Raw genomic sequence first — 20,021 nt, 5'->3', positions numbered from 1 at the left:
GATTACACCCCTTCTGCGACATAGCGGGCAATAATATCGCCCATTTCATCAGTGCTGACCGCCGCCGTGCCGCGCGCTAAGTCGCCGGTTCGAACCCCTTCTTCTAAGGCGCGGTTGATCGCGTTTTCAATGGCGGTCGCCGCTTCGTCAGCGTCGAGGCTGTAGCGCAGCAGCAGAGCCAGGGAGAGGATCTGCGCGATCGGGTTGGCGATATTTTTGCCGGCGATATCCGGTGCGGAACCGCCCGCCGGCTCGTACAGGCCAAAACCTTGTTCATTGAGGCTGGCGGACGGCAGCATACCCATCGAGCCGGTGATCATCGCGCACTCGTCGGAGAGGATGTCGCCAAACAGGTTGGAGCACAGCAGCACGTCGAACTGGGACGGATCTTTAATCAGCTGCATGGTGGCGTTATCGATATACATATGCGCCAGCTCAACGTCCGGATACTCCTTGCCGATCTCGCTGACGATTTCGCGCCACAGGATGGAGGACTGCAGAACGTTGGCCTTATCGATGGAAGTCACTTTGTGACGACGCTTGCGGGCGGATTCAAAAGCGATGCGCGCGATACGCTCGATCTCAAAGCGGTGATACACCTCGGTATCAAAGGCTTTCTCATGCTGACCGCTGCCTTCGCGGCCTTTCGGCTGGCCGAAGTAGATGCCGCCGGTCAGTTCGCGTACGCAGAGAATGTCGAAGCCGTTAGCAGCGATGTCGGCGCGCAGCGGGCAGAACTCTTCCAGCCCCTGATACAGTTTGGCCGGGCGCAGGTTGCTGAACAGTTTAAAGTGTTTACGCAGCGGCAGCAGCGCGCCACGCTCTGGTTGTTCCGCCGGCGGCAGGTGCTCCCATTTCGGACCGCCGACGGAGCCGAACAGGATCGCATCCGCCTGCTCGCATCCGGCGACGGTCGCCTGCGGCAGGGGAGTTCCCTGACGGTCGATGGCCGCCCCGCCAACGTCATACTGGCTGGTGGTAATGTGCATGGCAAAACGTTGGCGCACGGCTTCCAGTACTTTCATCGCCTGGTTCATCACTTCCGGGCCAATGCCATCACCCGGCAAAACGGCAATATGGTAATTCTTCGACATTACACGGTTTCCTTATTGTTCTCTTTATTCTGAGCTTTGCGTTGCAATTCTTTTTCGACTTCGGCGGCGCGCCAGATGTTGTTCAGCACGTGAACCATCGCTTTGGCTGACGACTCTACGATATCCGTTGCCAGACCAACGCCATGGAAGCGGCGGCCATTGTAGTCAACGACGATATCCACCTGGCCCAGGGCGTCTTTGCCGTGGCCTTTCGCGCTTAAGCCATACTTCACTAATTCAATGTTGTAGTCGGTGACGCGGTTAATCGCCTGGTAGATAGCATCGACCGGACCGTTGCCGTTGGCGGCTTCGGTTTTGATCTCATCCCCGCAGACCAGTTTGATCGAGGCGGTGGCGATATCGCTGGATCCGGATTGGACGTTGAAGTAATCGAGGCGGAAATGCTCTGGCTCTTCCTGCTGCTTGTTGATAAAGGCCAGCGCTTCCAGATCGTAATCGAAGACCTGGCCTTTTTTGTCCGCCAGCTTCAGGAATGCGTCGTACAGATGATCCAGGTTGTAATCGCTCTCCTGGTAGCCCATTTCTTCCATCCGGTGTTTCACCGCCGCGCGGCCGGAGCGGGAAGTCAGGTTCAGTTGCACCTGGTTCAGGCCGATAGATTCCGGGGTCATGATCTCGTAGTTTTCGCGGTTCTTCAGCACGCCGTCCTGGTGAATGCCGGAGGAGTGGGCGAAGGCGCCGGTGCCGACGATGGCCTTGTTCGCCGGGATCGGCATATTGCAGATCTGGCTGACGGTCTGGCTGGTGCGCCAGATTTCATGATGATTAATGTTGGTGTGCACGTTCATGATGTCTTTGCGCACTTTGATCGCCATGATCACTTCTTCCAGCGCGCAGTTGCCGGCGCGTTCGCCGATACCGTTCATCGCACCTTCTACCTGGCGCGCACCGGCGTGGACCGCGGCGAGGGCGTTACCGACAGCGATGCCCAGATCATCATGGGTGTGGACGGAAATAATTGCTTTGTCGATATTCGGCACGCGATCATACAGGCCGCTGATGATGTTGGCATATTCGAACGGCATGGTATAGCCGACGGTATCCGGGATATTAATGGTGGTGGCGCCGGCGTTGATCGCCGCTTCCACGACGCGAGCCAGATCGGCAATCGGCGTACGGCCGGCGTCTTCACAGGAGAACTCAACGTCGTCAGTGTAGTTGCGTGCCCGCTTCACCATATAGATCGCGCGCTCAATAACCTCATCCAGCGTACTGCGCAGTTTGGTGGCGATATGCATCGGCGAGGTGGCAATAAAGGTATGAATACGGAAAGCCTCGGCCACTTTTAACGATTCCGCCGCCACGTCGATATCTTTCTCAACGCAGCGCGCCAGAGCGCACACGCGGCTGTTTTTAATGGTGCGTGCGATGGTTTGCACCGATTCAAAATCGCCCGGCGAGGATACCGGGAAACCGACTTCCATTACGTCGACCCCCATTCGCTCAAGGGCCAGTGCGATCTGCAGCTTCTCTTTGACACTCAGGCTTGCCTGTAACGCTTGTTCGCCATCACGTAAGGTCGTATCGAAAATAATGACTTGCTGGCTCATGGTTTGGATCCTTAGTCTGTGTCCTGGCGCCTTGTTGACGAGCATAAAAAAACCCGCGCCAAGGCGCGGGTTTTATAGTCTTGCTGGAAGATGACTTAACGCTGAACGTCGCCCAACAGCCTACCGCGCAAATGGCATGCGTTTAGTAGTAGTAGGCTGGTGATACGAGCGGTGCGAATCATTGCGTCAAACTCCAGATGAAATCGTTATGCTTTTAGAGTTACTGGATAGCTGTTTTAAAGTCAACCCCTGGCATGGAAAAAGCGTTTTGGGCTGACTAAATGAATTAGCAAAATGTGCTGATGTAAGCCCCATTTTGCCGAAGATCCTATTTTGGACCGAAGGCGGTTTATCCCCATTTGTTTCATTTGAAAAAGTGCTTTGCATTCAAGGCATCGTCGAAGAGGTGTCGCCAATGAAGGGACAAAAAACGGTATCTGGATGAAAATATTAAATTTATTTTTCCTGTGAATGTATTCGAACGCTAGCGGATTATTTTTCAATGATAAGGATTTGTTAATTTTATGGAGGGAAAAATAAAATACTTTATTATTGCTTAAGTTACAGTTAACTCGTGGTGCTGTTTTTATTTTTATGGATTATGGTTACACTTATCATCATTAAGTAATCAGTATGGTTTGAGCGGCTCAATTTTTTGATCAGGACCGTTTCTTCACTGCCACTCATAGCCTTGATATATTCCTAAAAATTTCTTTTGCTATTTTGTAAATGTCATTTGCATGGTAAATGATATTTTCGGCGCTAATTATAGCGGTTTAGTGAAGGGAATTCATCGTGACGGCGGAATTAGATATGTTAATTGAAACTCCAGAATATAAATCAGCCCCCGGACAGGAAGTCGTTAAACCTCAACTACGGATGGTTGATCTCAATCTGCTTACCGTTTTTGATGCGGTTATGCAAGAGCAGAATATTACTCGTGCCGCCCATACGCTCGGCATGTCACAACCCGCGGTGAGCAATGCGGTTTCACGACTGAAAGTGATGTTTAATGACGAGCTTTTTGTGCGCTATGGCCGCGGTATTCAGCCGACGGCGCGCGCCTATCAGCTGTTTGGCTCGGTACGCCAGGCGCTGCAGCTGGTCCAAAACGAATTGCCAGGCTCCGGTTTTGAACCGCTGAGCAGTGAGCGCGTGTTCCATCTGTGCGTCTGCAGCCCGCTGGATAACATCCTGACGTCGGTTATTTTTAATAAAGTTGCAGAGATAGCACCCAATATTCATTTAGTCTTTAAGTCTGCGCTGAATCAAAATACGGAACATCAGCTACGTTATCAGGAAACAGAATTCGTAATCGGTTATGAAGAGTTCCGTCGCCCTGAGTTTGCCTGCGTTCCGTTATTTAAAGACGAAATGGTCCTGGTCGCCAGTCGCAACCATCCGCGTATTTCCGGGCCGATGATGGAGGCGGATATTTATCGCGAGGAGCATGCCGCCGTTGCTCTCGACCGGTATGCCTCATTTAGTTTGCCGTGGTATGACACGGCCGATAAACAAGCGCGTATCGCCTATCAGGGTAATGCGATGGTCAGCGTATTAAACGTAGTATCGCAAACCCAGATGGTGGCCATTGCCCCGCGCTGGCTGGCAGATGAATTTGCTGACAAGCTTGCCCTGCAAATATTACCTTTGCCGTTGAAGGTCAACAGTCGGACCTGCTATCTCTCCTGGCACGAAGCCGCTGGTCGTGATAAAGGCCACCAGTGGATGGAAGAGCTGCTGGTGGACATTTGCAAGCGCTGACCCGACGACGATAGATAGCAAAGGAGCTTCGGCTCCTTTTTTTATATGACATAAATCAAATAAAACAGAATTTTATTCTGTTTACCTTGCGCGAGGAGTTCGTTGTGTTCGTGAAAAATGGATCTATTCCTGTTATCACCCTTTTTCGCCGAGTATTTACCATTCTCTTTTCTTATCTCTGAAGCAATTCACCATATTTTCCCCTCACCGCTTTCTTTTCTTCTTATTCAAGAAATAAGGCCTCAGCTGCGGCGAATTGCCTGCCTGCTGGCGAGCAGTTATGGTAGTGGCATGCAGTACATTCACCTCAATGCGGAGGACCACTCCTTCGCATCGTGCGAGCGCGCGGAAATTGAGTTCCGCTGTCGTAAAACAATAAGCCTGGAGGCAAACCATGGAGATGTTGTCAGGAGCCGAGATGGTCGTCCAATCGCTTGTCGATCAGGGCGTCAAGCAAGTATTCGGCTATCCCGGAGGCGCTGTCCTCGATATCTATGATGCGTTACATACCCTTGGCGGTATCGATCATGTGCTGGTTCGTCACGAGCAGGCGGCGGTGCATATGGCGGATGGCCTGGCGCGGGCGACCGGGGAGGTCGGCGTGGTGCTGGTGACCTCTGGGCCTGGGGCGACGAACGCCATCACTGGCATTGCGACAGCCTATATGGACTCTATTCCGTTGGTGATCCTCTCGGGGCAGGTAGCCACCTCGCTTATCGGCTACGATGCCTTCCAGGAGTGCGACATGGTGGGGATTTCCCGTCCGGTGGTGAAGCACAGTTTCCTGGTGAAGCAGACCGAAGATATTCCCGGCGTGCTGAAGAAAGCCTTCTGGCTGGCGGCCAGCGGTCGCCCCGGTCCGGTAGTGGTCGATCTGCCGAAGGATATTCTCAATCCGGCGAAGAAGCTGCCTTACGTCTGGCCGGACGCAGTGAGCATGCGCTCGTATAACCCAACCACCAGTGGCCATAAAGGGCAGATTAAACGCGCCCTGCAGACCCTGGTGGCCGCAAGTAAGCCGGTCGTCTACGTCGGCGGCGGGGCGATCAATGCGCATTGCGAACCTCAGCTGCGCGAGCTGGTGGAAAAACTGAAGCTGCCGGTGGCCTCATCCTTGATGGGACTTGGCGCTTTCCCGGCGACACACTCGCAGGCGCTGGGGATGCTGGGGATGCACGGCACCTATGAAGCCAACATGACCATGCACCACTCGGACGTGATTTTTGCCGTCGGCGTTCGCTTTGACGACCGGACCACCAATAACCTGGCCAAGTATTGTCCGAACGCGACGGTACTGCATATTGATATCGATCCGACTTCAATCTCGAAAACCGTGCCGGCAGATGTGCCGATCGTCGGCGATGCCCGGCTGGTGCTGGAGCAGATGCTGGAGCTGCTGGAGCAGGAGGAAGCGCAGCAGCCGCTGGACGACATTCGCGACTGGTGGCAACAGATCGAGCAGTGGCGTGCCCGTCATTGTCTGCGCTACGACGACCAGAGCGATAAAATCAAACCGCAGGCGGTAATTGAAACTATCTGGCGGCTGACCCAGGGCGATGCCTACGTCACTTCCGATGTGGGTCAGCATCAGATGTTCGCCGCCCTGTATTACCCCTTCGATAAACCGCGGCGCTGGATTAACTCCGGTGGTCTCGGCACCATGGGCTTTGGCCTACCGGCTGCGCTGGGGGTCAAAATGGCTCTGCCGGACGAAATGGTGGTCTGCGTGACCGGTGACGGCAGTATCCAGATGAACATTCAGGAACTCTCCACTGCGCTGCAGTATGAGCTGCCGGTCCTGGTGCTTAACCTCAACAACCGCTATCTCGGGATGGTGAAGCAGTGGCAGGATATGCTCTATTCCGGGCGTCACTCGCAGTCCTATATGGAATCGCTACCGGACTTTGTCCGTCTGGCGGAAGCCTATGGCCACGTCGGGATCCGCATCAGCGAGCCGCAGGAGCTGGAGACGAAGCTTGCTGAAGCTCTGGAGCAGGTGCGCCAGCGTCGGCTGGTGTTTGTCGATGTGACCGTCGACGGCAGTGAGCATGTGTACCCCATGCAGATCCGCGGCGGCGGCATGGATGAAATGTGGTTGAGCAAAACGGAGAGGACCTGATTATGCGCCGGATATTATCGGTATTACTGGAAAACGAATCGGGCGCATTGTCCCGCGTTATCGGCCTCTTTTCCCAGCGTGGCTATAATATAGAAAGCCTGACTGTCGCGCCGACGGACGATCCCACTCTCTCCAGAATGACCATTCAGACCGTGGGCGATGAAAAAGCGATTGAGCAGATTGAAAAGCAACTGCACAAGCTGGTGGATGTCCTGCGGGTCAGCGAGCTGGGGCAGGGGGCTCATGTTGAACGCGAAATTATGCTGGTGAAGGTTCAGGCCAGCGGCTATGGCCGTGAAGAAGTGAAGCGCAACACCGAAATCTTCCGCGGACAGATTATCGACGTGACGCCTTCTATCTATACCGTCCAGCTCGCCGGCACCAGCGATAAGCTGGATGCATTTCTGGCCTCGCTGCGCGATGTCGCTCGGATTGTGGAAGTGGCTCGCTCCGGCGTGGTCGGCCTGTCTCGCGGTGATAAAATCATGCGCTAAGGATCGGGAACTGCTGTAAAAATAGCCCGGCAGAGACTGTCGGGCTTTTTTTTTGCGAAATCAGTAGGAACTGTAAGCGAAAGCGGTTGCTGCGCTAACTATTCTGCGCTTAGATGTTATAAAAAGGATTCCATACCTGAATAATGGTTATGTTTGGCACTTCTTACCCAAGGGGCAATTGTGAAACTGGATGAAATCGCCCGGCTGGCCGGTGTTTCAAGAACCACCGCGAGCTATGTGATTAATGGCAAAGCGAAGCAGTACCGCGTAAGCGATAAAACGGTCGAAAAAGTGATGGCTGTGGTGCGAGAGCACAACTATCACCCAAATGCGGTCGCTGCTGGCCTGCGTGCAGGACGCACACGCTCTATCGGTCTGGTGATCCCGGATCTGGAAAACACCAGCTATACCCGGATTGCAAATTATCTCGAACGTCAGGCGCGTCAGCGCGGCTATCAGCTGCTGATTGCCTGCTCGGAGGATCAGCCCGATAACGAGATGCGCTGCATTGAGCATCTGCTGCAGCGCCAGGTGGACGCTATCATTGTCTCTACTTCGCTGCCGCCGGAGCATCCATTTTATCAGCGCTGGGCTAACGACCCGTTTCCGATTGTCGCCCTCGACCGCGCCCTCGATCGCGAGCACTTCACCAGCGTGGTTGGCGCTGACCAGGATGACGCCGAGATGCTCGCAGCTGAGCTGCGGACGTTTCCTGGCGAAACGGTGCTCTATCTCGGCGCGCTGCCGGAGCTGTCGGTGAGCTTCCTGCGTGAACAGGGCTTCCGTAAAGCCTGGCAGGACGATCCGCGTGAGGTGCATTATCTCTATGCCAACAGCTATGAGCGCGAAGCGGCGGCCCAGCTGTTTGAGAAATGGCTTGAAACCCATCCGATGCCACAGGCGCTGTTTACCACCTCTTTCCCGCTGCTGCAGGGCGTAATGGATGTGACCTTGCGTCGCGAGGGTAAACTGCCCTCCGAGCTGGCGATCGCCACCTTCGGTGATAATGAGCTGCTCGATTTTCTGCAGTGTCCGGTACTGGCCGTGGCCCAGCGTCATCGCGATGTCGCTGAGCGGGTGCTGGAGATCGTCCTCGCCAGCCTCGACGAACCTCGCAAGCCGAAGCCGGGTCTTAGCCGTATTCGCCGTAATCTCTATCGTCGCGGTAGCCTGAATCGCCGCTAAGGGCGCCATATCGCCAGCGCCCAGGTATAAACCTGGCAGGCCTGACCGTAAGCAGGCCGCTGGCGATAAATCAGGCAATTGACGTGCAAAATGCAAAACTGAATATATTTCAGACAAATCCCTAAACTTCTTTACTCGTTATTTTATTTTATTCACTGACCATCGTTTTGTGACTCCAAATGGGGTACAAAAAATGACTGCGCGGACTTTAATTGTATTATTTTGTTACATTCATCAGGTTAATTGCTGAATTAACACTCATTTTGTACGCGCCACGCTTTCTTCCCCGTCATATCCCGCGCCTGGCCAGTCCCTCTGCCAGCAACAGGTACTGTTAACGGCCGGCATAATGGCCTAAAATGCCGCTCGCGTCGCAAACTGACACTTTATATTTTCCCGCCGAAGATATTCTGTTGTTTATAACTGTTACGAGTTTGTTGGTTATTTTCTTACACGTATTCATAACGTTAATTTGCCTCGCCTGTTGATGATTTTTTCATCAGGGCTAATGTCGGCTGTAAATAATGGGTTTTTGAGCTCCGTTGGCATCCGTGCTGGCTTGACAAGCTTTTCCTCCGCTCCGTAAACTCCTTCTGGTGGGAATTTGTGGGGTAAAGTGGCGAAAAGGGGTGAGGCTGGCATGTTCCGTGGAGCAACGTTAGTCAATCTCGACAGCAAAGGCCGCCTGGCCGTGCCAACGCGCTATCGCGAAGGGCTGATCGAGGACGCTGCCGGTCAATTGGTATGCACCATTGACATTCATCACCCGTGCCTGCTGCTTTATCCATTGCCTGAATGGGAAGTCATCGAGCAGAAATTGTCGCGTTTATCGAGCATGAATCCCGTTGAGCGGCGCGTACAGCGTTTGCTTTTGGGTCATGCCAGCGAATGTCAGATGGATAATGCCGGCCGCTTGCTGATTGCGCCGGTGTTACGGCAGCATGCCGGGCTGACAAAAGAAGTGATGCTGGTCGGGCAGTTTAATAAATTTGAACTGTGGGATGAAACGACCTGGTATCAACGGGTCAAGGAAGATATCGACGCTGAGCAGTCCGCGACCGGTGAACTGTCGGAGCGCCTGCAGGATTTGTCCTTATAAAAATGATGGAAAATTATAAACATACTACGGTACTTCTGGATGAAGCCGTCAACGGCCTCAATATTCGTCCAGACGGTATCTATATTGATGGTACTTTTGGCCGCGGCGGTCACTCGCGCCTGATCCTCTCCCGGCTGGGTGCGGAAGGACGCTTGCTGGCTATCGATCGCGACCCGCAGGCGATTGCCGTCGCGCAAACCATCGATGACCCCCGCTTTTCCATCGTACATGGTCCCTTTTCACAACTCGCTGAGTACGTCGGCGAGCGCAATCTTACCGGTAAGATCGACGGCATTCTGCTCGATCTCGGCGTCTCTTCCCCGCAGCTTGACGATGCGGAACGCGGCTTTTCCTTTATGCGTGACGGGCCGCTGGATATGCGCATGGATCCGACGCGCGGTCAGTCCGCGGCCGAATGGCTGCAGACGGCTGAAGAAGACGATATCGCCTGGGTGATTAAAACCTTTGGCGAAGAGCGTTTCGGCAAACGTATCGCCCGCGCGATCGTCGAACGTAATCGCATTCAGCCGATGACCCGCACCAAAGAGCTGGCGGAAGTCATCGCCGCGGCGATGCCGGTAAAAGATAAGCACAAACATCCCGCGACCCGTACCTTCCAGGCGGTGCGCATATGGGTAAACAGTGAACTGGAGGAGATAGAGCAGGCGCTAAAAAGCTCGCTCAGCGTGCTGGCCCCGGGCGGGCGGCTGTCGATCATTAGTTTTCATTCGCTGGAAGACCGCATTGTGAAGCGCTTTATGCGTGAGCAAAGCCGCGGTCCGCAGGTTCCGGCGGGAATACCGATGACCGAAGCGCAGCTCAAAAAACTGGGCGGCCGTGAGTTGCGAGCACTAGGCAAGTTGATGCCGGGCGAAGAAGAGGTGGCAGAGAATCCACGCGCCCGTAGTTCAGTGCTGCGTATCGCAGAGAGGACGAACGCATGATCGGCAGAGTGACAGAGGCCTTAAGCAAGGTTAAAGGGTCGATTGGAAGCAACGAGCGCCATGCTTTGCCTGGCGTGATCGGGGACGACCTTCTGCGGTTTGGGAAACTGCCACTCTGCCTGTTCATTTGCATCATTATTACGGCGATTACCGTGGTCACCACTGCGCATCACACGCGCCTGTTGACCGCGCAGCGTGAACAGCTGGTTCTGGAGCGCGACGCCCTGGATATTGAGTGGCGCAACCTGATCCTCGAAGAGAACGCGCTCGGCGATCACAGTCGGGTTGAGCGGATCGCGACCGAGAAGTTACAGATGCAACACGTCGATCCATCACAAGAAAATATCGTTGTACAGAAATAAGGATTATTGCGACGGATGAAAGCAGCGCCAAAAACGCCTAAAGCAAAACGTCAGGAAGAACAGGCCAACTTTATCAGTTGGCGTTTTGCGTTGCTGTGCGGCTGTATTCTGCTGGCGCTGGCTTTTCTGCTGGGGCGCGTCGCCTGGCTACAGGTGATCAGCCCCGATATGCTGGTGCGCCAGGGCGATATGCGTTCTCTGCGCGTACAGGAAGTGTCCACCGCGCGCGGGATGATTACCGATCGCTCCGGACGTCCGCTGGCGGTCAGCGTGCCGGTGAAGGCTATCTGGGCCGACCCGAAAGAGCTCCATGACGCCGGCGGGGTTACCCTGGATACGCGCTGGAAGGCGCTGGCGGATGCCCTCAATATGCCGCTGGATCAGCTGGCGACGCGCATCAATACCAATCCGCGGATGCGGTTTATCTATCTGGCGCGTCAGGTTAACCCTGACATGGCCGATTACATCAAGAAGCTGAAGCTGCCGGGCATTCATCTGCGCGAAGAATCCCGTCGTTACTACCCTTCCGGGGAAGTAACCGCTCACCTCATCGGCTTTACCAACGTCGATAGCCAGGGGATTGAAGGGGTTGAGAAAAGCTTTGATAAATGGCTTACCGGTCAGCCGGGCGAGCGTATCGTGCGTAAAGACCGCTATGGCCGGGTAATTGAAGACATCTCTTCTACCGATAGCCAGGCAGCGCACAACCTGGCGCTGAGTATCGACGAACGCCTGCAGGCGCTGGTCTATCGCGAGCTAAACAACGCCGTGGCCTTTAACAAAGCCGAGTCGGGCAGCGCCGTGTTAGTGGATGTTAACACCGGTGAAGTGCTGGCGATGGCCAACAGTCCATCCTATAACCCGAACAACTTCGCCGGTACGGCAAAAGACACCATGCGTAACCGTGCGATTACCGACGTGTTTGAGCCGGGTTCGACGGTGAAACCGATGGTGGTCATGACGGCGCTGCAGCGCGGTATCGTCAACGAAAATACCGTGCTCAATACCGTGCCTTATCGAATTAACGGCCACGAAATCAAAGACGTGGCGCGCTACAGCGAATTGACCCTGACCGGGGTGCTACAGAAGTCGAGTAACGTCGGTGTTTCTAAGCTGGCGTTAGCGATGCCGTCCTCAGCGTTAGTAGATACTTACTCACGTTTTGGGCTTGGAAAGGCGACCAATTTGGGGTTGGTCGGAGAACGCAGTGGCTTATATCCTCAAAAACAACGGTGGTCTGACATAGAGAGGGCCACCTTTTCTTTCGGCTATGGGCTAATGGTAACCCCGTTACAGTTAGCGCGAGTCTACGCAACGATTGGCAGCTATGGCATCTATCGCCCGTTGTCGATTACCAAGGTTGATCCTCCGGTTCCGGGCGAGCGCGTCTTCCCGGAATCACTCGTTCGTACCGTCGTTCATATGATGGAAAGCGTGGCGCTGCCCGGCGGCGGCGGTGTGAAAGCGGCGATCAAAGGCTATCGCATCGCGATTAAAACCGGTACGGCGAAAAAAGTGGGGCCGGATGGCCGCTATATCAACAAATATATTGCTTACACCGCAGGCGTTGCGCCCGCCAGCCATCCGCGCTTCGCGCTGGTGGTGGTGATCAACGACCCGCAGGCAGGTAAATACTACGGTGGCGCCGTTTCCGCGCCGGTCTTCGGTGCCATCATGGGCGGCGTATTGCGCACCATGAACATCGAGCCGGATGCGCTGGCAACGGGCGAAAAAAGTGAATTTGTAATTAATCAAGGCGAGGGAACAGGTGGCAGATCGTAATTTGCGCGACCTACTCGCTCCATGGGTGCCAAACGCACCGGAGCGCATTCTGCGAGAGATGACGCTGGACAGCCGGGTGGCTGCTTCCGGCGATCTCTTTATCGCGGTACAGGGTCATCAGGCGGACGGGCGTCGTTATATCCCGCAGGCGATAGCGCAAGGTGTGGCTGCCATTATTGCTGAAGCGCAGGGCGAAGCTAAAGACGGTGAGATCCGTGAAATGCACGGCGTGCCGGTTATCTACCTGAGCCAGCTTAACGAACGCTTATCGGCGCTGGCCGGGCGTTTTTATCATCAGCCGTCGCAGCAGCTGCGTCTGGTGGGCGTCACCGGCACCAACGGGAAAACCACCACCACTCAGCTGCTGGCGCAGTGGGCAAAGCTGCTCGGCGAAACCAGCGCGGTGATGGGGACCGTCGGTAACGGTCTGCTGGATAAAGTCGTTCCAACTGAAAACACCACCGGTTCCGCGGTGGACGTTCAACATGTGCTCTCCAGTCTGGTCGGGCAGGGGGCTACCTTCGGCGCGATGGAAGTCTCCTCCCACGGTCTGGTACAGCACCGCGTAGCGGCCCTGCAGTTTGCCGCCTCGGTGTTTACCAATCTCAGCCGCGATCATCTCGACTACCATGGCGACATGGAGCACTACGAAGCGGCGAAATGGCTGCTGTACTCCACCCATCATTGCGGTCAGGCCATCGTCAATGCTGACGATGAAGTCGGTCGTCGCTGGCTGGCGAAGCTGCCGGACGCGGTGGCGGTATCGATGGAAGATCATATCAACCCGAATTGCCACGGCCGCTGGCTAAAGGCCACCGCGGTGAACTATCACGACAGCGGGGCGACCATCCAGTTTGACTCCAGCTGGGGCAAGGGCGAAATCGAAAGCCGCCTGATGGGCGCCTTTAACGTCAGCAATCTGCTGCTGGCGCTGGCCACGCTGCTGGCGCTGGGCTATCCGCTGGCCGATCTGCTGAAGAGCGCAGCGCGTTTACAGCCGGTGTGCGGCCGTATGGAAGTGTTCAGCGCGCCGGGTAAACCTGCCGTGGTGGTGGATTATGCCCATACGCCTGACGCGCTGGAAAAAGCGCTGCAGGCGGCACGCCTGCACTGCAGCGGCAAGCTGTGGTGCGTCTTCGGCTGCGGCGGCGACCGCGACAAAGGTAAACGTCCGTTGATGGGCGCTATCGCGGAAGAATTTGCCGACATCGTGGTCGTGACTGACGATAACCCGCGCACCGAAGAGCCGCGGGCGATTATCAACGATATTCTGGCCGGCATGCTCGATGCAGCTCAGGCGAAGGTGATGGAAGGCCGCGCGGAAGCGGTGACCAACGCCGTGATGCAGGCGAAAGAGAACGACGTGGTGCTGGTGGCGGGTAAAGGCCATGAAGATTACCAGATCGTCGGCAACCGCCGTCTGGATTATTCCGACCGCGTGACCGTCGCGCGTCTGCTGGGAGCGGTAGCATGATTCGCTTTACGTTAAGTCAACTTGCCGCGATCGCCCATGGCGAACGGCAGGGTAGCGATGTCGCTATCGACGAGGTGACCACCGATACCCGTAAAGTGACGGCGGGCTGCCTGTTTGTGGCGCTGAAAGGGGAGCGTTTCGACGCCCATGATTTTGCCGAACAGGCGAAAGCGGCGGGCGCCGGCGCGCTGCTGGTGAGTCGTCCGCTGGCCTGCGATCTCCCGCAGGTGATTGTGAACGATACCCGGCAGGCTTTCGGTGAGTTAGCCGCCTGGGTGCGTCAGCAGGTGCCGACTCGCGTCGTCGCCCTGACCGGCTCGTCCGGTAAAACCTCGGTTAAAGAGATGACCGCGGCGATCCTCAGCCAGTGCGGCAACACACTGTATACCGCCGGCAACCTGAACAACGATATCGGCGTCCCGATGACGTTGCTGCGGCTGACCAAAGAGCATCAGTACGCGGTGATCGAACTCGGCGCCAACCACCAGGGCGAAATCGCCTGGACCGTCAGCCTGACGCGTCCGGAAGCGGCGCTGGTCAACAACCTTGCTGCGGCGCACCTGGAAGGTTTCGGTTCGCTGGCGGGCGTGGCGAAGGCGAAGGGCGAAATCTATACCGGTCTGCCGGAAAATGGCATCGCCATCCTCAATGCCGACAATAACGACTGGCTGAACTGGCAGGCGGTGATTGGCGATCGCAAAGTGTGGCGCTTCTCGCCGAACGCGGCGAACAGCGATTTCACGGCGACCAATGTGCAGATCACCAGCCACGGCACCGAATTTACGCTGCAGACCCCAACCGGTAACGTTGACGTACTGCTGCCGCTGCCGGGACGCCACAACATCGCTAATGCGCTGGCCGCCACTTCGCTGGCGATGGCGGTAGGCGCCGATTTGGCGGCGGTGAAAGCCGGACTGGCGCAGCTGCAGGCCGTTCCGGGACGTCTGTTCCCGATCCGGCTGACCGAGAGCCAGCTGCTGCTGGATGATTCCTATAACGCTAACGTTGGTTCGATGACCGCGGCGGTGCAGGTGCTGTCAGAGATGCCCGGCTTTCGCACGATGGTGGTCGGCGATATGGCAGAGCTTGGCGCGGAGAGCGCGGCCTGCCATCGCGAAGTCGGCGAAGCGGCGAAAGCGGCGGGTCTGGATTGCGTCCTCAGCGTCGGCGCCTTGAGCGCGGATATCAGCCGCGCCAGCGGCGTGGGCGAACATTTTAACGATAAAGCCGCCGTGGTGGCTCGCCTGCGCGAGCTGCTGGCGGAGCACAAAATAATGACCATTTTAGTGAAGGGTTCACGTAGTGCCGCCATGGAAGAGGTAGTACGCGCATTACAGGAGACTGGGACATGTTAGTATGGCTGGCCGAACACTTGGTCAAATATTATTCCGGCTTTAACGTCTTTTCATATCTGACGTTTCGCGCCATCGTCAGCCTGCTGACCGCGCTGTTCATCTCGTTGTGGATGGGCCCGCGCATGATCGCCCGTCTGCAAAAACTCGCCTTTGGCCAGGTCGTACGTAACGACGGCCCGGAGTCTCATTTCAGTAAACGCGGTACTCCGACCATGGGCGGGATCATGATCCTCACCGCGATCACCGTTTCCGTTCTGCTGTGGGCCTATCCATCTAACCCGTACGTCTGGTGCGTACTGACGGTATTAATCGGCTACGGCATCATCGGTTTCGTTGATGATTACCGTAAAGTCGTGCGCAAAGATACCAAAGGCCTGATCGCCCGCTGGAAGTATTTCTGGATGTCGGTGATCGCCCTGGGCGTGGCCTTCGCGCTGTATCTGGCGGGGAAAGATACCCCGGCAACCGAGCTGGTGGTGCCGTTCTTTAAAGACGTAATGCCGCAGCTGGGGCTGTTCTATATCTTGCTGGCCTACTTCGTTATCGTCGGTACCGGCAACGCCGTCAACCTGACCGACGGCCTCGACGGCCTGGCGATTATGCCGACCGTTTTCGTCGCGGCAGGCTTTGCGCTGGTGGCATGGGCCACCGGCAACATGAATTTTGCCAACTACCTGCATATCCCGTATCTGCGCCACGCCGGCGAGCTGGTGATCGTCTGTACGGCGATTGTCGGGGCGGGGCTGGGCTTCCTGTGGTTCAACACCTACCCGGCGCAAGTCTTTATGGGCGACGTCGGTTCACTGGCGCTCGGCGGCGCGTTGGGCATTATCGCCGTGCTGCTGCGTCAGGAGTTCCTGCTGGTGATCATGGGCGGGGTTTTCGTGGTGGAAACGCTGTCGGTTATTCTGCAGGTCGGCTCCTTTAAGCTGCGCGGTCAGCGCATCTTCCGCATGGCGCCGATCCACCACCACTATGAACTGAAAGGCTGGCCGGAGCCGCGCGTTATCGTGCGCTTCTGGATTATTTCGCTGATGCTGGTGCTGATTGGCCTGGCGACGCTGAAGGTACGTTAATCATGGCAGATTATCAGGGTAAAAAAGTCGTCATAATTGGGCTGGGCATGACCGGCCTGTCATGCGTGGACTTTTTCATGGCGCGCGGCGTAACCCCGCGCGTGATGGACACCCGCGTCGCGCCTCCGGGGCTGGATAAATTACCCGAATCGGTCGAATGCCATGTCGGCGGACTCAATGATACCTGGCTGCTGGCGGCGGACCTGATTGTCGCCAGTCCGGGGATTGCGCTGGCCCATCCTTCGCTCAGCGCAGCGGCCGACGCTGGCGTAGAGATCGTTGGCGATATCGAACTGTTCTGCCGCGAAGCGCAGGCGCCGATTATCGCCATTACCGGTTCTAACGGCAAAAGCACTGTTACTACCCTGGTGGGCGAGATGGCGAAAGCCGCTGGAGTTAACGTCGGCGTGGGCGGCAATATCGGCCTGCCGGCGCTGATGCTGCTGGACACCGATCGAGAGCTGTATGTGCTGGAGCTCTCCAGCTTCCAGCTGGAAACCACCTCCAGCCTGCAGGCGGTGGCGGCAACCATCCTCAACGTGACTGAGGACCATATGGACCGCTACCCGCTGGGACTGCAGCAGTATCGCGCGGCGAAGCTGCGGATTTACGAGAATGCGAAGACCTGCGTGGTGAATGCGGACGATGCGCTCACCATGCCGGTACGCGGGGCGGACGAACGCTGCATTAGCTTTGGCGTCGATGTCGGTGACTACCACCTTAACCGCCAGCAGGGCGAAACCTGGCTGCGCGTTAAAGGTGAGAAAGTCCTCAATGTGAAAGAGATGCCTCTCACCGGTCAGCATAACTACAGCAACGCCCTGGCGGCGCTGGCGCTGGCCGATGCCGCAGGTCTGCCGCGGGCCAGCAGCCTGAAGGCGCTGACCACCTTTACCGGTCTGGCGCACCGTTTCCAGCTGGTGCTGGATCACAACGGCGTACGCTGGATTAACGACTCGAAGGCGACCAACGTCGGCAGCACCGAGGCGGCGCTGAACGGCCTGCAGCTGGACGGCACGCTCTATCTGCTGCTGGGCGGCGACGGCAAGTCCGCTGATTTTACCCCGCTGAAGCGCTACCTCGGCGGCGATCGTATTCGCCTGTACTGCTTTGGTCGCGATGGCGCCGAGCTCGCTGAGCTGCGTCCTGAGGTGGCGGTACAAACTGAGACTATGGAACAGGCGATGCGTCAGATTGCTCCCCTGGTGAAAGCGGGGGACATGGTGCTCCTGTCGCCGGCCTGCGCCAGCCTGGATCAGTTTAAGAACTTTGAACAACGGGGCGAGATGTTTGCCCGTCTGGCGAAGGAGTTAGGTTGATGCGTTTCTCTCTCCCACGCCTGAGAATGCCGCAGCTGAGCCTGCCTCGGCTGAGACTGCCGCGACTGCCGGGGATGTTTATTTTCGCCTGGCTATTCGCTGCGCTGAAAGGCTGGGTGATGGGCTCGCGCCCGAAAGATAACGACAGTCTGGTGATGTATGACCGGATGCTGCTATGGCTGACCTTCGGCCTGGCGGCGATCGGCTTTATTATGGTGACCTCGGCGTCGATGCCGGTCGGACAGCGCCTGGCGAACGATCCTTTCCTCTTCGCCAAGCGTGACGGCCTGTACATTGTACTGGCCTTCGCGCTGGCGATGATTACGCTACGTCTGCCGATGGATTTCTGGCAGCGCCACAGTACCGCGATGCTGATCGCCTCGATCGTCATGCTGCTGATCGTACTGGTAGTAGGCAGCTCGGTAAACGGCGCATCGCGCTGGATAGCCCTTGGTCCGCTGCGTATTCAGCCGGCGGAGTTCACCAAGCTGTCGCTGTTCTGCTACATCGCCAACTATCTGGTGCGTAAAGCCGACGAAGTGCGTAACAACCTGCGCGGCTTCTTAAAACCGATGGGCGTGATTTTCGTACTGGCCATCCTGCTGCTGGCGCAGCCTGACCTCGGTACCGTGGTGGTCCTGTTCGTCACCACGCTGGCGATGCTGTTTCTCGCCGGCGCGAAGCTGTGGCAGTTCATCGCCATTATCGGCATGGGTATTTCGGCGGTGGTCCTGCTGATCCTCGCCGAACCATACCGTATTCGCCGCGTGACCTCCTTCTGGAACCCGTGGGAAGACCCGTTCGGCAGCGGCTACCAGCTGACCCAGTCGCTGATGGCTTTCGGCCGCGGCGAGATGTGGGGGCAGGGCCTCGGCAACTCGGTGCAAAAACTGGAGTATTTACCGGAAGCGCACACTGACTTTATCTTCGCCATTATCGGCGAAGAACTCGGTTATATCGGTGTGGTACTGGCGCTTTTAATGGTATTCTTCGTCGCTTTCCGCGCCATGTCGATTGGCCGTAAAGCGCTGGAGATCGATCATCGCTTTTCCGGCTTCCTCGCCTGTGCGATTGGTATCTGGTTTAGCTTCCAGGCGTTAGTTAACGTCGGCGCGGCGGCGGGGATGCTGCCGACGAAAGGTCTGACGCTGCCGCTGATCAGTTATGGTGGTTCCAGTCTGTTGATTATGTCGACGGCCATTATGTTGTTGTTGCGAATTGATTATGAAACGCGTCTGGAAAAAGCCCAGGCGTTTACACGGGGTGTGCGATGAGCGGTCAGGAAAAGCGGTTGATGGTGATGGCGGGCGGTACCGGCGGGCATGTGTTCCCGGGACTGGCGGTCGCGCACCATTTAATGGACCAGGGCTGGCAGGTTCGCTGGCTGGGTACCGCCGATCGTATGGAAGCGGATTTAGTGCCGAAAAACGGCATCGAAATTGATTTTATCCGCATCTCCGGCCTGCGTGGCAAAGGTATCAAAGCGCAGCTACTGGCGCCGGTGCGTATCTTTAACGCCTGGCGTCAGGCGCGGGCGATCATGAAGCGTTTCCAGCCGGACGTGGTGCTGGGCATGGGCGGCTATGTTTCCGGGCCTGGCGGTCTGGCGGCGTGGTCGCTGGGGATCCCGGTGGTCCTCCACGAGCAAAACGGCATTGCCGGCCTGACTAACAAGTGGCTGGCGAAGATTGCGAAGAAAGTGATGCAGGCGTTTCCCGGCGCGTTCCCGCATGCGGACGTCGTTGGGAACCCGGTGCGCACCGATGTACTGGCGCTGCCGCTGCCAGGTCAGCGTCTGGTTGGCCGTCAGGGACCGATTCGCGTGCTGGTGGTCGGTGGCTCTCAGGGCGCGCGCGTCCTGAACCAGACGATGCCGCAGGTGGCGGCGAAGCTCGGCGCTACGGTGACCATCTGGCATCAAAGCGGCAAAGGCGGCCAGCAAACCGTGCAGCAGGCCTATGCCGCCGCCGGACAGCCGCAGCATAAAGTGACGGAATTTATTGATGACATGGCCGCGGCGTATGCCTGGGCAGATGTTGTGGTTTGCCGTTCCGGCGCGCTGACGGTTAGCGAAATCGCGGCCGCAGGTTTACCAGCGCTGTTTGTCCCGTTCCAGCACAAAGATCGTCAGCAGTACTGGAATGCGCTGCCGCTGGAGAAAGCCGGCGCGGCGAAAATTCTTGAACAGCCTGAGTTCACGGTAGAGGCGGTTGCCTCTACCCTGGCGAGCTGGGATCGGGAAACCTTGCTGGATATGGCGGAACGAGCGCGTGGCGCTTCGATTCCGGACGCTACCGAGCGGGTAGCAGAAGAGGTCAGCGCCGTAGCTTTGGCGCGCTAATTGCGGTGATTTTCACCGCCCGAATACAGAAGTTGATGGCGT

General features: G+C 56.8%; 17 protein-coding genes. 14 read left to right on the top strand and 3 right to left on the bottom strand.

Annotation, left to right across the window (positions count from 1 at the left end):
* Nucleotides 1–2 precede the first annotated feature (2 nt).
* From leuB to leuL, 3 genes are all read right to left on the bottom strand, one after another.
* Nucleotides 3–1,094 carry a 3-isopropylmalate dehydrogenase gene (gene leuB / locus OHJ17_RS21230; protein ID WP_002888487.1) on the bottom strand — a complete coding sequence of 364 codons (1,092 nt, stop codon included), beginning with the start codon at nucleotides 1,092–1,094 and terminating at the stop codon, nucleotides 3–5.
* Nucleotides 1,094–2,665, bottom strand: a complete 1,572-nt coding sequence (gene leuA / locus OHJ17_RS21225) for a 2-isopropylmalate synthase (RefSeq protein ID WP_004178594.1) — start codon at nucleotides 2,663–2,665, stop codon at nucleotides 1,094–1,096. The genes leuB and leuA overlap by 1 nt, the downstream gene beginning before the upstream one ends.
* A gap of 95 nt (nucleotides 2,666–2,760) precedes the next feature.
* The gene (gene leuL / locus OHJ17_RS21220; protein WP_004222662.1) at nucleotides 2,761–2,847 is read right to left on the bottom strand and encodes a leu operon leader peptide; all 87 of its coding nucleotides are present in this window, start codon (nucleotides 2,845–2,847) and stop codon (nucleotides 2,761–2,763) included.
* Nucleotides 2,848–3,460: 613 nt separating this feature from the next.
* Between leuL and leuO the strand changes: the two genes are divergently transcribed.
* The 14 genes from leuO (at nucleotide 3,461) to murG (ending at nucleotide 19,979) form a co-directional block, all read left to right on the top strand.
* The gene (leuO, locus tag OHJ17_RS21215) at nucleotides 3,461–4,429 is read left to right on the top strand and encodes a transcriptional regulator LeuO (RefSeq protein WP_004192013.1); all 969 of its coding nucleotides are present in this window, start codon (nucleotides 3,461–3,463) and stop codon (nucleotides 4,427–4,429) included.
* A 394-nt stretch (nucleotides 4,430–4,823) separates the two neighbouring features.
* Entirely contained in the window at nucleotides 4,824–6,548 is a 1,725-nt protein-coding gene (gene ilvI, locus OHJ17_RS21210; protein WP_002888534.1) for an acetolactate synthase 3 large subunit, read from the top strand.
* A gap of 2 nt (nucleotides 6,549–6,550) precedes the next feature.
* Nucleotides 6,551–7,042, top strand: a complete 492-nt coding sequence (gene ilvN, locus OHJ17_RS21205; protein WP_002888536.1) for an acetolactate synthase small subunit — start codon at nucleotides 6,551–6,553, stop codon at nucleotides 7,040–7,042.
* A gap of 180 nt (nucleotides 7,043–7,222) precedes the next feature.
* Nucleotides 7,223–8,227, top strand: a complete 1,005-nt coding sequence (gene cra, locus OHJ17_RS21200; RefSeq protein ID WP_004145952.1) for a catabolite repressor/activator — start codon at nucleotides 7,223–7,225, stop codon at nucleotides 8,225–8,227.
* Nucleotides 8,228–8,867: 640 nt separating this feature from the next.
* Nucleotides 8,868–9,326 (top strand): division/cell wall cluster transcriptional repressor MraZ, encoded by a 459-nt coding sequence (gene mraZ, locus OHJ17_RS21195; protein WP_002888541.1) that lies wholly within the window; start codon nucleotides 8,868–8,870, stop codon nucleotides 9,324–9,326.
* 2 nt (nucleotides 9,327–9,328) lie between these two features.
* Nucleotides 9,329–10,270 carry a 16S rRNA (cytosine(1402)-N(4))-methyltransferase RsmH gene (gene rsmH, locus OHJ17_RS21190; protein ID WP_002888547.1) on the top strand — a complete coding sequence of 314 codons (942 nt, stop codon included), beginning with the start codon at nucleotides 9,329–9,331 and terminating at the stop codon, nucleotides 10,268–10,270.
* Nucleotides 10,267–10,632: a cell division protein FtsL gene (gene ftsL, locus OHJ17_RS21185; RefSeq protein WP_002888550.1), complete on the top strand. Its 366-nt coding sequence runs from the start codon at nucleotides 10,267–10,269 to the stop codon at nucleotides 10,630–10,632. The genes rsmH and ftsL overlap by 4 nt, the downstream gene beginning before the upstream one ends.
* Before the next feature lie 15 nt (nucleotides 10,633–10,647).
* Nucleotides 10,648–12,414, top strand: a complete 1,767-nt coding sequence (locus OHJ17_RS21180; RefSeq protein ID WP_002888559.1) for a peptidoglycan glycosyltransferase FtsI — start codon at nucleotides 10,648–10,650, stop codon at nucleotides 12,412–12,414.
* Complete coding sequence (gene murE / locus OHJ17_RS21175) at nucleotides 12,401–13,888, top strand: UDP-N-acetylmuramoyl-L-alanyl-D-glutamate--2,6-diaminopimelate ligase (protein ID WP_023328788.1); 1,488 nt, start codon at nucleotides 12,401–12,403, stop codon at nucleotides 13,886–13,888. Before OHJ17_RS21180 ends, murE begins: the two co-directional genes overlap by 14 nt.
* A complete protein-coding gene (gene murF / locus OHJ17_RS21170) occupies nucleotides 13,885–15,243 on the top strand; it encodes a UDP-N-acetylmuramoyl-tripeptide--D-alanyl-D-alanine ligase (RefSeq protein ID WP_004177411.1) in 1,359 nt (452 codons plus the stop codon). The genes murE and murF overlap by 4 nt, the downstream gene beginning before the upstream one ends.
* On the top strand, nucleotides 15,237–16,319 hold the full coding sequence (mraY, locus tag OHJ17_RS21165; protein WP_002888562.1) for a phospho-N-acetylmuramoyl-pentapeptide-transferase: 1,083 nt from the start codon (nucleotides 15,237–15,239) through the stop codon (nucleotides 16,317–16,319). Before murF ends, mraY begins: the two co-directional genes overlap by 7 nt.
* Nucleotides 16,320–16,321: 2 nt before the next feature.
* On the top strand, nucleotides 16,322–17,638 hold the full coding sequence (gene murD / locus OHJ17_RS21160) for a UDP-N-acetylmuramoyl-L-alanine--D-glutamate ligase (RefSeq protein WP_004151364.1): 1,317 nt from the start codon (nucleotides 16,322–16,324) through the stop codon (nucleotides 17,636–17,638).
* Nucleotides 17,638–18,912, top strand: coding sequence for a cell division protein FtsW (gene ftsW / locus OHJ17_RS21155; RefSeq protein WP_002888565.1), 1,275 nt, complete (start codon nucleotides 17,638–17,640; stop codon nucleotides 18,910–18,912). Before murD ends, ftsW begins: the two co-directional genes overlap by 1 nt.
* Nucleotides 18,909–19,979 (top strand): undecaprenyldiphospho-muramoylpentapeptide beta-N-acetylglucosaminyltransferase, encoded by a 1,071-nt coding sequence (gene murG, locus OHJ17_RS21150; protein ID WP_002888566.1) that lies wholly within the window; start codon nucleotides 18,909–18,911, stop codon nucleotides 19,977–19,979. The genes ftsW and murG overlap by 4 nt, the downstream gene beginning before the upstream one ends.
* The last annotated feature ends 42 nt before the right edge of the window (nucleotides 19,980–20,021 follow it).

It is taken from the genome of Klebsiella sp. KP20-425-1, from assembly GCF_025813515.1.
GTDB classification, from domain to species: Bacteria; Pseudomonadota; Gammaproteobacteria; order Enterobacterales; family Enterobacteriaceae; genus Klebsiella; species Klebsiella pneumoniae.
The sequence above is the reverse complement of the archived record's forward strand: the minus strand, read 5'-3'. Positions and strand labels throughout refer to the sequence as shown.

Bases quoted from the DNA above. Each gene is read 5' to 3' on its own strand.
- leuA (WP_004178594.1), bottom strand. From the start codon at position 2,665: ATGAGCCAGCAAGTCATTATTTTCGATACGACCTTACGTGATGGCGAA.
- leuL (WP_004222662.1), bottom strand. From the start codon at position 2,847: ATGATTCGCACCGCTCGTATCACCAGCCTACTACTACTAAACGCATGC.
- murG (WP_002888566.1), top strand. From the start codon at position 18,909: ATGAGCGGTCAGGAAAAGCGGTTGATGGTGATGGCGGGCGGTACCGGC.
- mraY (WP_002888562.1), top strand. From the start codon at position 15,237: ATGTTAGTATGGCTGGCCGAACACTTGGTCAAATATTATTCCGGCTTT.
- mraZ (WP_002888541.1), top strand. From the start codon at position 8,868: ATGTTCCGTGGAGCAACGTTAGTCAATCTCGACAGCAAAGGCCGCCTG.
- leuB (WP_002888487.1), bottom strand. From the start codon at position 1,094: ATGTCGAAGAATTACCATATTGCCGTTTTGCCGGGTGATGGCATTGGC.
- rsmH (WP_002888547.1), top strand. From the start codon at position 9,329: ATGATGGAAAATTATAAACATACTACGGTACTTCTGGATGAAGCCGTC.
- murD (WP_004151364.1), top strand. From the start codon at position 16,322: ATGGCAGATTATCAGGGTAAAAAAGTCGTCATAATTGGGCTGGGCATG.
- ilvI (WP_002888534.1), top strand. From the start codon at position 4,824: ATGGAGATGTTGTCAGGAGCCGAGATGGTCGTCCAATCGCTTGTCGAT.
- OHJ17_RS21180 (WP_002888559.1), top strand. From the start codon at position 10,648: ATGAAAGCAGCGCCAAAAACGCCTAAAGCAAAACGTCAGGAAGAACAG.
- ilvN (WP_002888536.1), top strand. From the start codon at position 6,551: ATGCGCCGGATATTATCGGTATTACTGGAAAACGAATCGGGCGCATTG.
- ftsW (WP_002888565.1), top strand. From the start codon at position 17,638: ATGCGTTTCTCTCTCCCACGCCTGAGAATGCCGCAGCTGAGCCTGCCT.
- murF (WP_004177411.1), top strand. From the start codon at position 13,885: ATGATTCGCTTTACGTTAAGTCAACTTGCCGCGATCGCCCATGGCGAA.
- ftsL (WP_002888550.1), top strand. From the start codon at position 10,267: ATGATCGGCAGAGTGACAGAGGCCTTAAGCAAGGTTAAAGGGTCGATT.